The organism is Flavobacterium sp. CFS9 (assembly GCF_041154745.1).
Classification (GTDB): domain Bacteria; phylum Bacteroidota; class Bacteroidia; order Flavobacteriales; family Flavobacteriaceae; genus Flavobacterium.
Window position 1 is genome coordinate 4,502,431 of the sequence record NZ_AP031573.1, and the last position, 13,656, is coordinate 4,516,086.

11 protein-coding genes are annotated in these 13,656 nt (G+C 42.4%); 7 read left to right on the forward strand and 4 right to left on the reverse strand.

Annotated features, from left to right (window positions below; all coding sequences use genetic code 11):
* Window positions 1–9: 9 nt before the first annotated feature.
* Complete coding sequence (locus ACAM30_RS19020) at window positions 10–1,386, forward strand: RagB/SusD family nutrient uptake outer membrane protein (RefSeq protein ID WP_289877195.1); 1,377 nt, start codon at window positions 10–12, stop codon at window positions 1,384–1,386.
* Between the two features lie 12 nt (window positions 1,387–1,398).
* Window positions 1,399–4,059, forward strand: coding sequence for a prolyl oligopeptidase family serine peptidase (locus tag ACAM30_RS19025; RefSeq protein WP_369616131.1), 2,661 nt, complete (start codon window positions 1,399–1,401; stop codon window positions 4,057–4,059).
* A gap of 57 nt (window positions 4,060–4,116) precedes the next feature.
* Here ACAM30_RS19025 and ACAM30_RS19030 read toward each other — a convergent pair whose 3' ends face one another.
* The 3 genes from ACAM30_RS19030 to ACAM30_RS19040 all read right to left on the reverse strand — a co-directional run bounded on the left by ACAM30_RS19030 (window position 4,117) and on the right by ACAM30_RS19040 (window position 6,409).
* The gene (locus tag ACAM30_RS19030) at window positions 4,117–4,392 is read right to left on the reverse strand and encodes a hypothetical protein (protein ID WP_289877193.1); all 276 of its coding nucleotides are present in this window, start codon (window positions 4,390–4,392) and stop codon (window positions 4,117–4,119) included.
* 122 nt (window positions 4,393–4,514) lie between these two features.
* Window positions 4,515–4,691, reverse strand: a complete 177-nt coding sequence (locus tag ACAM30_RS19035) for a hypothetical protein (protein ID WP_369616132.1) — start codon at window positions 4,689–4,691, stop codon at window positions 4,515–4,517.
* 185 nt (window positions 4,692–4,876) lie between these two features.
* Window positions 4,877–6,409, reverse strand: a complete 1,533-nt coding sequence (locus ACAM30_RS19040) for a MauE/DoxX family redox-associated membrane protein (protein WP_289877191.1) — start codon at window positions 6,407–6,409, stop codon at window positions 4,877–4,879.
* 376 nt (window positions 6,410–6,785) lie between these two features.
* On the opposite strand from ACAM30_RS19040, the gene ACAM30_RS19045 reads away from it, so the two are divergent.
* Window positions 6,786–7,079: a hypothetical protein gene (locus ACAM30_RS19045; protein ID WP_289877190.1), complete on the forward strand. Its 294-nt coding sequence runs from the start codon at window positions 6,786–6,788 to the stop codon at window positions 7,077–7,079.
* Between the two features lie 76 nt (window positions 7,080–7,155).
* On the opposite strand, the gene ACAM30_RS19050 is transcribed toward ACAM30_RS19045, so the two are convergent.
* The gene (locus tag ACAM30_RS19050) at window positions 7,156–7,605 is read right to left on the reverse strand and encodes a response regulator (RefSeq protein ID WP_289877189.1); all 450 of its coding nucleotides are present in this window, start codon (window positions 7,603–7,605) and stop codon (window positions 7,156–7,158) included.
* 435 nt (window positions 7,606–8,040) lie between these two features.
* Between ACAM30_RS19050 and dinB the strand changes: the two genes are divergently transcribed.
* The 4 genes from dinB to ACAM30_RS19070 all read left to right on the forward strand — a co-directional run bounded on the left by dinB (window position 8,041) and on the right by ACAM30_RS19070 (window position 13,644).
* Window positions 8,041–9,222, forward strand: coding sequence for a DNA polymerase IV (gene dinB, locus ACAM30_RS19055; RefSeq protein WP_289877188.1), 1,182 nt, complete (start codon window positions 8,041–8,043; stop codon window positions 9,220–9,222).
* A 3-nt stretch (window positions 9,223–9,225) separates the two neighbouring features.
* Window positions 9,226–12,279, forward strand: a complete 3,054-nt coding sequence (locus ACAM30_RS19060) for a DNA polymerase III subunit alpha (protein ID WP_289877187.1) — start codon at window positions 9,226–9,228, stop codon at window positions 12,277–12,279.
* 292 nt (window positions 12,280–12,571) lie between these two features.
* A complete protein-coding gene (locus ACAM30_RS19065; RefSeq protein WP_289877186.1) occupies window positions 12,572–13,195 on the forward strand; it encodes an SOS response-associated peptidase in 624 nt (207 codons plus the stop codon).
* A gap of 11 nt (window positions 13,196–13,206) precedes the next feature.
* A complete protein-coding gene (locus ACAM30_RS19070; protein WP_289877185.1) occupies window positions 13,207–13,644 on the forward strand; it encodes a hypothetical protein in 438 nt (145 codons plus the stop codon).
* Window positions 13,645–13,656: the final 12 nt, after the last annotated feature.

Here is a 13,656-nt window from a genome sequence, read left to right on the forward strand (position 1 = left end):
TATCAGAAAATGAAAAAAATAACAGTCTTAACAGTTGCTGTAGTTTTATGGCAGCTCCTAGCATGCGACTCTTTTGTTGAAACTGGTCTTCCTAAATCACAGCTTTCAACTTCAGAGGTATTCGAAGATCAAGCAACGGCTGCAGCAGCCTTAGCTAATATTTATGCCAAAATACGTGACACAGGCATGCTGACAGGCTCCTTTACAGGTTTATCGCTCCAGCTTGGGAACTACGCCGATGAAACAGTTTCATATGAAAATGCTTCAAGCTCCGGCTCTTTATTTTATGGCAATAGACTGCTTCCTTCCACAACGGCAGTCCAGGACTACTGGAATACTTCTTATAATCAGATCTATGCCTCAAATGCGCTTATAGAAGGAGTAGAAAAGAGCCAGAATCTTTCCCCTGAAAATAAAAAACAGCTTAAAGGGGAAGCACTCTTTATCAGGGCATTGGTGCACTTTTATCTCACAAATCTTTTTGGTTCTATTCCCTACATCACTGATACCGATTACAGAAAAAACAGTAAGGTCTCGCGTATAGATATGCAGAAAGTTTATGAGCATATTCTTTCTGATCTGAACAGTGCCGTCCTCCTGCTGCCAACTTCATACAGTACTGTGGAAAGAATCCGTCCCAACAAGTGGGTTTGTCATGCACTGCTCTCAAGAGTTTATCTGTACAGCAATCGATATGCTGAAGCCTCTAATGAAGCCTCAGCAGTTTTAAATGAAAATAATTTGTTTTCATTGGAACAGGATATAGACCGCACTTTTCTTGTCAGCTCGAAAGAAACTATCTGGCAGCTTCAGCCGGCATTTGCGGGGCAGAACACAAAGGAAGGGTCATCCTTTATTTTTATAAGCACCCCTCCAACAGCAGCCTCTCTCAGCCCTTCGCTCTTTGATTCCTTTGCCGCAAATGACCTGCGCAAATCTCATTGGATCAAAGCTGTTTCAAATGGTACTTCAATTTGGTATCATCCCTTCAAATATAAGGAACGGGATAATACGGCGCAATCCAAGGAATATTCTGTATTGTTCCGATTAGCCGAGCAGTATCTCATCCGCGCAGAAGCCAGGGCGCGCCAAGGAAATTTAACTGGATCAAAAGAAGATTTGAACCAAATCAGGATACGCGCTGGATTAGACAAAACAGCTGCAGTGACCGCAGATGAAATCGCAAATGCAATACTGCAGGAGAGAAGATGGGAGTATTTTACCGAGCTTGGCCATCGCTTTTTTGATCTGAAACGTCTTGAAGTGCTTGATAAAACTCTCAAACCAGTAAAAGCAGGATGGAATTCAGAAGACAAATTGTTCCCTATACCTCAAACTGAATTAATCACCAATCCAAATCTTCAACCCCAAAATCCTGGTTACTAAATAAAATACAATATGGCATCAAAAAATAAACGGTTCTCCCTTAAAGAAGTTCAATTAAAGGATTGTCTTATATATTTATTTTTTTTATTTGTTTTGCAATTGGAAACCTGCCCTTTAAATGGGCAGGCATTGCAGAAAAAAGAGCTAGAGGAGAAAGATTACCGCCTCTGGGCGGAAACTTTCATTGATAAATTTTCTTCTGATGGAAGATGGACTAGTTATTCCTTACAATATGAAAACAATCGTGATACGTTATTTATCAGAAACATAACTGACACGGGAAAAACATTTAATATTCCGATGGGATATAACTCCTGCATTACTTCAGATCAATACTTTTACGCCCAGACAAAAGACAGCCTTAGCTTTATTGATTTGAGTAATGGGCAGCAGAAAAGTATTTCGAATGTTTCTTCCTATCAATATAACGAGCAATACAATCTTATTATATTACTAAAAGCTAACGCTGGAAAAGAAAAGTCGCTACTTATTCAAAGTCCTGATGGAAGAATAATTAAATCAGTAGAACATGCCACACAGTTCTCTCTTTGTCCTAAAAATAAATGGCTAATCGTCAGCACTTGCAGCAGCGGCAGTTGCAAATTGATACTGATCAATTTAAAAGATAAGTCCGAAAAACAAATCGCTTCCGGTTCAAATCATTTTACGGAATTTTCATGGGATCCACATGGCAGAGCAGTCGCTTTTTACTCGTTGTCGCCAGATAGGAAAATAAATTCAATATTTATGTACCGCAATGACCTGAAAAGATTATTTGAATTTAATAGTGGAGTTCCGCAGGGACTTCCTGAGGGCGCAGAAATTGTTTCTTCACCTCCAGATAAAATTTTAATTTCAGAAGACCTCCAGCGTGTCTTTTTCCATATCAGGAAAAGAAAATCTGACAAACTTTCTAAATCTTATTCGCAGCCTGAAGTCTGGAACACAAATGATAAGTTAGTATATTCGTACGCATATATCGGTGAAATTCCCAGTGAAACTCTCAAAATTATGATGTGGGAACCGAATAAAGGAAGATCTATTGAGGTAAGCACAGATGAACTTCCTGAAGTTTTTTTCACGGGAAACCAAAAGTATGCGATTCTGTCCAATAAACTGCAGTATGAGCCACAATTTACTCTTTATGCACCGCGAGATTATTATCTGCTTAACCTTGCCACGATGCAGCGAAAGAAAATACTGAGCAGGTTTTCATCTTATTATGAATATTTAACAGCATCTCCTGACGGACGTTATCTTGCTTATTTTAAAGACGGCAACTGGTGGACTTATAATATTATCAAAGACCTGCATACTAACCTAACTCAAAATTTACAAACAGTTTTCAATGGCAAAGTACATACTTTGGTTTCCAACAGTGCATTTGGACAAGCTGGATGGAGCAGCAGTAATACAGAAATACTTCTCTATGACCAATTTGATATCTGGGCTGTAAGATTTGACGGTTCTAAAGCGAGAAGACTTACCCACGGAAGGGAAAAAGAAATAAAGTTTCGCTTTGGTTGTGATCCAGGCAGTGCCCTACTTAATAGTACATATGGAAGCTTGAACCATGAAGTCTATGACCTAACTAAAGAGATTATTTTAAATGCCAGAGGTGCTGATGAAAAAACAGGATTTTTTCTATGGAAAGAAAATATCGGCGAAAAACCAATCGTTTATGAGGATGCATATATTGACCAGCTCAAATATTCATTTTCCGGCAAAAAGTTTCTATACAGGATTCAAAAATTTTCTCTTCCGCCTGGGCTGGTCATTCAGCAGGAAGATCTGCGGCAAAGTACAATTTTCCAGAGCAATGCGCAGCATAGTAATTATCACTGGGGAAATAACGAACTCGTAACTTTTGAGAATTCAAAGCATCAGAAACTCAAAGGTGTTTTATATTATCCGGCTTTATATGACCCCACAAAAAAATATCCTATGATTGTCCATGTTTATGAAAACCAGTCAAAAAATCTGCATTTATATTCCATTCCTACCTTAAAGAATGAAACAGGATTTAATCCGGCAGTTTTTACCTCTAAAGGCTACTTTTTCTTTCTTCCTGATATCATCATTGAGGATGAAAATCAAGGGCTATCCTCATTGGACTGCGCCGAATCAGGTGTAAAAAAAATACTCTCCATGAACATTGTCAATCCCGAAGGTGTTGGCCTAATGGGCCATTCTTTCGGCGGTTATGAGTCTGCGTTCATTGCAAACCGATCCAGCCTCTTTAAAACAGCTGTAGTCAGCGGGGCAATTACAGATTTAGGCCGCTTTTATTTAACTGTAAACTGGAAAACAGGCAGGCCCGATATATGGCGCTTCCAAGGTGATCAGTGGAATATGAATAATAAGGATCCATTTAATTATCCCGATGTTTATAATCGAAACTCGCCAGTCGCCTATATTAACAGTCTAAAGATTCCGCTTCTCACATGGAGCGGGAGGGCAGATACGCAGGTTGACTGGCAGCAGACCGTCGAATATCATATGGCCCTGCGTCGTCTTGGTAAAAAAAATGTAATGCTGCTGTATCCTAATGAAGGTCATGGATTGGCTATACCTTCCAATCAGGAGGATTTGACACACAGAGTTTTGCAATGGTTTGACTATTTTCTAAAAGAAGAAAAAATCTCAGGTTGGATAGACAATGCTATGAATTAATTCATACAATAAACAAAGCCGTTCATGTGTCTGAACGGCTTATCTTTAAATAAGCTTTTAAAATGGACGCCAGAGCGTTATTACACATTGCCCCTGCGCATTCTTTCCATAGGCTATTGGTCCGGTTGTTCCGCCTAAACGGCAGATAAATGGACTGGGATTATCATCACAAGCGACTGCAATATCACATTGTTGCTGAGCATTCAAAGTGTAACCCACAGCAGGACCTCGACGTTTTTCAAGCTGCGGCTTGAACGAATTGGCAAACGCGCTGGACGCTGCAAGGATTACGGCTAGAATAGATAAACGGTTTTTAAGAATAATTCTCTTCATAATTGTTTATTATCATTGGACAGCATACAAAATATGCCTCTTCGTTTACTTAAAAAAATCAGATTTTATATTTAACAATACCGCTCCATATCACTGGAGCGGTAAAGCTAATTACTCAATTTTCACTGCATCGGACGATATAGTATTTCAACACATTGTCCTTGTGCATTCTTACCGTAGGCCTGTGGTCCTGAGGTACCATTTAGTCGGCAGACAAATGGTGTCGGATTATCGTCACAAGCCACTTGGATATTGCAATCGTCCTTAGCATTCAGCGTGTAGCCGACTCTAGGGGCCAAACTTTTTGAACTGCTCTGCATCGAGGACGCAAAGGCTCCTGTAATTGCAACGACAACTGTTGCTGCTGCAATTCCATTTTTAAATAATAGCGTTTTCATAATATAAATATTAAATTAAACTCTGATCTACTTTTTTCTACAGGTTTTCGATCTGTTTCCTGATACTGGCCAGTATATTTTTAATATCATTTTTTTACAAAACCATTATTTTTAAACTCTTTTTTCAATATATCCCGGAATTTATAAACTACAATACTATTTCCAATCAGAGCAAAGCAATTTTCTTTCGTTATATAAAAGCTTCTCATCTTATTATCCTCTAAATTATAGATTGGGAAACTCATCAGGTATATATTTTTTGAGATATCGTAAACATCTATTATTGACGCCTGCTCCCACAGTTTGTTATCCTCAAACTTTCCCTTGATTCTAGAATGTATAAAAAGTAGATTATCATATACTGCGGCGTTAGCGTTTACAATTAACGGCGGGGCATTCATAGTACGCTCCTTATTTCCTTTAAGATAGGCCACTCCTATCTTCGCTTTTGAAACAGTATCGATCGTATTGCCTCTCCTTACGAGATGTCCGCTATTATTTGCTATAATAAACTCATTTCTATAAAAGTAGACATATACCAACCGTTGTATCTTTTCACTGTAGAGCAATATTCCATCAGTGTCAAAAACTCCATCGATCTGTCTCTGGAGTAGACGTCCATTATATTTAATTGAAGGTCTAGAGTATTGGTTAAAGACTCCTAAAATGTTCCCTAGATTTTCTCCATTATTGGATCTGAATCCAGTAGTTGTACTGTCGATTTGAACCGACTGTGTGAAATAGGGTATTCCTTTTAAATTATAATTGATTTTCCAGTCCGAAGTTTTTCCCCGGTAGACTGCAGGTACGGATCCCTCTTTTAGAAAAAAGTAAAATCCCTGTACAGATACAATTGGTTTCTTAAATGGAATTTCGTTAGTCCTAAAAGTAATTCTCTCCGCTTTCAGACTTTTCAGTCCTTGATCTGCTGACTTAATATTTAAGGGAGCGGTATAGTTACCCAGATAGATTCTGCCTCCTGACTCCCCAGCAAAGTAGTAGGAATTATATTTTAAGTCCAGCTGGTTTTCAAACGCTGCTGGATGTTGAGGATAACGTCTTATAAAAGGATTTTCAAAGTGCATAATACTCTCTGAGCGTCGAAATAGAATTATTATAATGGCGGTAGTACAGATAATTGTGGAAATCATTTTCACCAAAATTAAATAGCTTTTTTTTCTTGAATGATATGGCTTTTCTATATTATGGTGCAGCAAAATAGCTGTCATTGCCAGTAACACAAATGCAATATTGAAGATGAGATGGCTTCGCCAGCTCATTTTTTCTAAAATGCCTCCGCATGAACAAGGTATAAAAGAACTATAATTTAAAATAATTATAATATAGGTAGTAAATAAGCTCATCATGCCCAGTGCTAGAAATAATGCTGCCATTCTTAATTTGGGTACCATAAGCAACAGAGCTGTTAAAAGCTCAAGAAACAGTACACTTGGTGCTGCCAAGCCAGCAAATGCACTTATTAGCGGTGATTGCCCGAGCTGGATTTGGAAGTTTTCAAAATCTATCATTTTGCTTACTGAAGCATAAACAAATAGAAGTATATATAACAGGCAGATTACTTCAAGTATCACTTTTTTAAATGATTCCGGTATTTTCATTGGTTTAATTTTAAGGTGTAGGATTATCATCTTTGCCAATAGTCAGTAGATAATATTTTCCACTTGTTAAAAAATCATTTGAATTATAGCACAATTTCAAAGTGCCAAATTAGATCAATTGCATTGAGTGATTATTATGAAAATTCATCCATTATTTATAAAAAACGGTCTATTTTTCCTATAAGCAATTATCTTCCTATTCGCTGAGGGCTTAAAGAAATATTCTCGATACCCAAAAAGTGGGCAGATTTTTAGCAAGCTGCATGCTGTTGGTCTTCAAAACGTTGCTGGAAAAGCGGATGAATCCGAAGCAAATCAAATGCTATGCTCCCGTTCTTCCCTTGTAAGTGCGGGGCATTTTGCCTAAATTTGCGGAATGAACCACGAAGAAATAAAACGCTATTTTGAAAGCAATCCCCCGCCCAAGGAAGTAAGACTGACGGAATGGGCAAATATTACCGATACGCAGGTTTTTCTCAGGAGCTGCTACAGCACCATCAGAAACTTCAGCGGACCTGTGGACCGCTGTCCGGCATGGTGGCATCTCAGGGATTTTTATATCCTAATGAAAAAGACTCCCGCACCGCAGGCTTCGGCACGGGAAGCAGCTGCGGAAAATATGCAGGAAGATGCCTCTGATCAATCGCTTTCAGAAGAAGCCGATGTTTAAAACCGGCTTTCATTTATAAAATAACAGCCCTGCAGTTCACACTGCAGGGCTGTACTTTTTTATGATGGACGCCGTCTCAAACCAGAAGGAATTCTGCCTTGTTTCTTCCCGCAATGCTCCAGTCCATTTCCATTATGCTCTGCAGAAGATCTTTAAGGGCCTTGAATGTGCTGGGCTTGACGGCATAATAATCGGCTCCCAGATCATAGGAGCGCTTTATGTTTTCAGCATTGCTGCTCGTGGAAAGCATAATCACTTTTACGCCGCTCAACGGCAGCGTTCCCCGCCGTATTTCCTCAAGGCATTCAAAACCGTTTTTGACAGGCATGTTGATGTCCAGAAAAATGATTTCAGGCAGGCTCCCGGCGGCCTTATTAAGAGCACTCAGAAGCTGCTGCCCGTCTTCGGCTGTATTGACAGTCACCGGAAGGCTGAGCTCCTGAACGGCATCGAGAAACAGCAGCCTGTCGTCCTCATCATCATCTGCCAGATAGATAATCTTTTTGGAATTATATATTTGCGACATGGCCTCATGCTTTATGCTGCTGCAGAAGACAAGAATCTAAGAATCTGCAAAAAATACATATCAGATAAGTAAGAATTGAAGATCGATAAATAATCGAATTATATCCGTTTAGCGGTTAACAGACCTTAAATATACGGAATTTACCTGCATAATTTTCAGCAATTGAAGCAAAAGATTGAAAATTATAGAAACAATAACACTTTATAACATTTTTTTTTAAAATTCATTTAATCCTTTTTAAAAATAAAAACAGCATTCTTTTCAGAATTCCCTATGCCGTAAATTCTGAATAAAGCCTTTCCGGCTTCTTTTTTCTTTTATGAATACCTGCTGAAAAATAAGGCTTTTTTAAAATTGTTGCTATTTGTAACATAATAACTTTTACAAAATGTTATTATCTGTACTAATTTTGGTCTGTATAAAAATGAACAGACCATGAGCAGGGCAATTGTGCATATCGACATGAACACCTTTTTCGTATCGTGCGAAAGGCTTTCCAATTCAGAACTTAACGGCATTCCGCTGATCATAGGCGGCGGGGACAGGGGCGTTGTGGCGTCCTGCTCCTACGAAGCCCGTAAATTCGGCGTGCGTTCGGCCATGCCCATACACATGGCCATGAAGCTCTGCCCTCAGGCCAAAATCATGAAGGGCGACATGGAGCTCTACTCGAGGCTCTCCCATGACATCACCGAAATCATCCAGGAAAAGGCGCCCGTGGTGGAAAAGGCCAGCATCGACGAGTTCTATCTCGACATCACCGGCATGGACCGTTTCTACGGAAGCTACAAATGGACAGATGAGCTGGCGCAGCGAATCACAAAGGAAACGGGCCTGCCCCTCACCTTTGCCCTTTCGGTCAACAAGACCGTATCGAAAATCGGCACGGGCGAAGGCAAGCAGAAGCAGAACCTTGAAATCCCGGAGCATCTGGTGCAGTCCTTCCTGAACCCGCTCTCCATTAGAAAAATTCCGATGGTCGGACAGAAAACCTTTGAGCTCCTTTCGAGAATCGGCATCCGCACCATCCGCACGCTCTCCGAAATGCCAGCCGAGTCCCTGCAGCAGATGATCGGAAAAAACGGAACAGAACTCTGGAAGAAAGCCAACGGCATCGACAACACGCCTGTGGAGCCATACACGGAAAGAAAGTCCATTTCCACCGAGCACACCTTCTCCCAGGATACCATTGATATATTGAAACTCAGCAGGATCCTGCAGGGAATGGTTGAAAAGCTGGCCTACGAGCTGCGCGCCGAAGAGTGGCTCGCCTCGACTGTGACCGTCAAGATCAGGTACGCCAATTTTGATACCGAAACCAAGCAGTCCCGTGTGCAGTATACCTCGGCCGACCATATCCTGAACCAGACGGTGGTGGATCTCTTCAACAGGCTCTACCAGCGCCGCATGAGGCTCCGCCTTATCGGTGTGCGATTCAGCGGACTGGTCAGGGGAACCTACCAGATCGACCTGTTCAATGACACCGAGGAGATGCTTGCCCTGTATCAGGCCATGGACCGAATGAAGAACCGCTACGGCTTTGATGCCGTGATGAGATGCGCAGGCGCATCTTTCAAGCCCAACAATAAAGACGAAATTTTAAAACGAAAAAAATAAATCATGTTTCTCAACTGCCACTCATTCCATTCCCTGCGCTACGGCACCATACCGCTGGATGATCTGATCAGGCAGGCAGCGGATTGCGGTGTCACGGCGGCAGCCCTGACCGATATCAATACCGTTACGGGCATTTATGATTTTATAAAAGGCTGCCAGGCTCTAGGCATAAAACCGCTTGTCGGCATAGAATTCCGCTGCAGCCATAAATTGCGCTATATCGGCCTTGCGCAGAATGCCGTGGGGCTCGCCCAGATGAACCGCTTTCTGACCGAGCATAACTTTGAAAAGAAACCGTTGCCAGAAACCGCACCGTTCTTCTCGGATGTTTTCATCATTTATCCTTTAGAAAATGTGCCCGAAGAGCTTCGGCATAATGAATACATAGGCATCCGTCCCGACCAGCTGCAAAAACTTGTAGTCTCACAGTGGAGAAAACGACGAGCTGAGATGGTTATTCTTCAGCCAGTTGTATTCCGCACCAAAAGGGAATACAACCTGCACAGGATTCTTCGTGCAGTCGACCTAAACGAGCTTCTCTCCAAACTCGAACCTGATGACTGGTGCAGCAAATCGGATGTCATGATTCCTGAAGCGGAACTTACCGCCATGTATAAAGATTATCCCGAAATAATCCAGAATACAAGATACATCATCGAACGCTGTAATTTTAAGTATGATTTTGAAAGCCCGAAAAACAAAAGGCATTATACCAAAAGTAAAAAAGGGGATATTGCCCTTTTGACCACTTTGGCCGAAGAAGGTCTGGTATGGAGATACGGAAGCCATAATGCAGAAGCAAAAGCGCGTGTGGAGAAAGAGCTCAAAGTCATCAATGACCTTGAATTCAGCGGCTACTTCCTCATTACCTGGGATATCATACGCTACAGCACCTTCTGCGGTTTCCTTCATATCGGAAGGGGCTCGGGCGCCAACAGCATAATTGCCTACTGTCTTGGAATAACCGACATCTGCCCTTTGGAGCTTGACCTGTATTTCGAGCGCTTTCTGAATGAAAACCGCAAGAGCCCTCCCGATTTTGATATCGACTGGAGCTGGAAAGAGCGGGATGTAATCTTGAGATACATCTCCAACCGATACGGCAGTGAGTATGTAGCTTTCTGCGGGACTAATGTAGAGTTCAAATACCGCTCGATTTTCCGCGAGGTAGGCAAAGTATTCGGACTTCCAAAAGACGAGCTGGACATGCTGGCCAAAAATCCCATGAAGCTCCATCAGACCAACTCCATAGTCAAACTGGTGCAGGAATACGGCATGATGCTGGAAAAATATCCCAATATGCGCAGCATGCATTCCTGCGGGATATTGATCTCCGAAGAGCCGCTGACCAATTACACGCCGCTGGAAATGCCCCCGAAAGGATTCCCGATAGTGCTCTTTGACATGCATACGGCAGAGGATATCGGTTTTGACAAGTTTGACATTCTCAGCCAGAGAGGCATTGGGCATATTGATGATACCGTGAAGATAATTGAGAAGAACAGAGGAATCCGGATCAATATCCGCGACACGAGTATCTCAAAAAACGAACCCTCCGCAAACGTCTATCTTGCGGAAGGAAGAACCATAGGATGCTTCTACATCGAAAGCCCTGCGATGCGGGGGCTTTTGCGCCGTCTGAAATGCGATAATTATAAAACCCTTGTTGCTGCCTCTTCGATCATCCGTCCTGGAGTCGCGCAGTCTGGAATGATGAAGGAATACATATTCCGCCATAACAACCCGTCAAAATTTGAATACTTTCACCCGGTCTTTGAAAAGGAGCTAGGAGAAACCTACGGCATTATGGTGTATCAGGAAGACGTGATCAAAATTGCCCTGCATTACGGCGGGCTGTCGGCTGCAGACGGCGATATACTAAGGCGTGCCATGTCGGGCAAGGGACGCTCTAAAGCGGCGCTCCAGAAAGTGAAGGACGATTTCTTTATTTCAGCGGCCGCAAATGGGCATCCCGAAGCGCTGAGCCAGGAAATCTACCGCCAGATCGAATCCTTTGCGGGCTATTCTTTCTGCAAGGCGCACTCCGCATCCTACGCCGTGGAAAGCTACCAGAGCCTTTATCTGAAGGTGCACTACCCTATTGAATTTATGGTTGCCGTAATCAATAATCAGGGAGGGTTCTACAGAACTGAAATCTATGTGCACGAAGCGCGGATGGCCGGCGCTGTCATCCATACCCCCTGCGTGAACAGAAGCGGATTTGAAACCGCTCTTTACGGCACCGATATCTATCTGGGCTTTATGCACCTGCAGGGCCTGGATTCCAAACTCTCGCAGTTCATCGCTGCTGAGCGCGAGAGAAACGGCATCTACAAATCGCTGGAAGATTTCATAAACAGGGTGCCGATGGGAATTGAGAATGTAAAGACGCTTATTTTTATCGGCGCTTTCCGTTTTACGGGAAAAACCAAAAACCAGCTTCTGGTGCAGGTAAGCCTTTTGATGAATAATTTCAAGCCAGCAAATCGCGGGCTTATGCTCATCGAGCAGCCTGCAAAGGAATTTAAGCTGCCTGTTCTGGAGCGCTCGATTTTTGAGGATGCCTTTGATGAAATCGAACTGCTGAATTTCCCGGTTTCCTGCACCGTTTTTGATCTGCTCAAAACCAGATACCGAGGGGATGTGATGGTTCGGGATTTGTTAAAATACCATAAGAAGGAAGTTCGCATGCTTGCCTATCTCATCTCGACAAAACAGGTGCCTACAAAGAGGGGCAATATGTATTTCGGGACATGGATCGATCATGAGGGAGCCTATTTTGATACGGCGCATTTCCCGGACAGTCTTGTAAATAATCCTTTTCAGGGAGGCGGATGCTACCTGCTTCTGGGCACAGTGGAAATTGACTATCATTTCCCTACGATCACCATTTCCAGAATGGCGAAAATGCCATTTATCCCTGATCCAAGATATTCGGACTCGGAAAAAAGGTATACCACACAGCACAATATCAAACAGGATGTCAGCAGCACCCACCGCCAGCCTTATCCGCAGGATCACGAAATCAATCTGCCGCGCCACAGAATGAAATTTTGAATATTTAGTTATGCAATGTCCTAAGAATGAACTAAATTTGATAGAAAAGCAGAAACAGAAAGAGGAAAACAAGCATGCCGTACATCAGTTTTCTGCTGTTTCTTTTTCTAAGCTTTTGTTTTCGCTTTTCATTTTCTTTAATAAGCCTTTCGATGCGTTTGATGTCTATTGGGTAAGATTCCATAAGATCGTTTATTCAAACTTAAGCCGTATGAAAAAGACAAAAGCCCTTAAAAGGGCAGATTAGTATCAGGATAAGACATTTTTAAAACAGCCTTTAAAACGGAATATTATGTGTTATTATACCCAGCAGAATGCCTCAATAGAAGATCTCAAAAGACGCTTTAATGCGGAACTCGACAATGAGGAAACCTATCTGCAGTCGGATTTTATAAACGGGTTCTCCCATCCAAATATCCCTGTGATACTTAATTCCTCTCCGCACCTGATCACAACGGATTACACCTGGGGGCTTCTCCCGTCATGGGCGAAGGATATAGAATTCAGAAAAAATACGCTCAATGCAAGGATAGAGAGCATAGACGAAAAGGCCTCCTTCAAAAACATCACCCATAACCGATGCCTGATAATAGCATCTGCCTACTACGAATGGCATTGGAATGATGAGAAGGGAAAAAGCAAGGATAAGTACCAGATCAACTCGCAGGATGATGAAATCTTTACGTTTGCCGGCCTGTATTCCTCCTGGACGGATCCCCTAACCGATGAAATTAAAAACACCTACACCATGGTGACCACAAAAGCAAACGGCCTGATGCAGTACATCCATAACCATAAGCTCAGAATGCCCATTATGCTGAAGCGGCAGGACGAATCCGCATGGCTGGACCAGTCGGTGAAAATCGAGGATTTCGCCTTTCCCTATCAGGGAAATCTGGTCGGCTTTCAAATCTAACAGATACTGCTATGGAAATCGATAAGTTTAACGGAGTCACAGACTCAGATTTTATAGAATACTTTAAAATTGACCTGCATTCCCGAATGGAGATCATCAATTACACTTATCCCCATGAACTCCTTGACGAAGACGGCGGCTTCGGCGAGCATGTGCAAAGATGTGTCGGGCTGCTGAAAGACTACATCATCGTCTGCCACAGGGAGGCAAAAGCTGCCTTAAGGCGGCAGCAGAGAGAGGCTCTGGAAAATGATGGCGCGCCAGGCACCGAAATGGAATTGGGGCAGATGGTCAAGGAAACTCCCGAGGAAAAAACCAATAGGCTGGAAATGGAAAAGAATCAGGAAAAGGAAGAGTCGGCAGCCAAATACAGGGAGCTGAGCGATGAGATAAATTGCCTGATCGACGGGCACCGCGAGAAGGTAAAAATTATCTACGTCGACCTGTGAGGTTTGGATAGA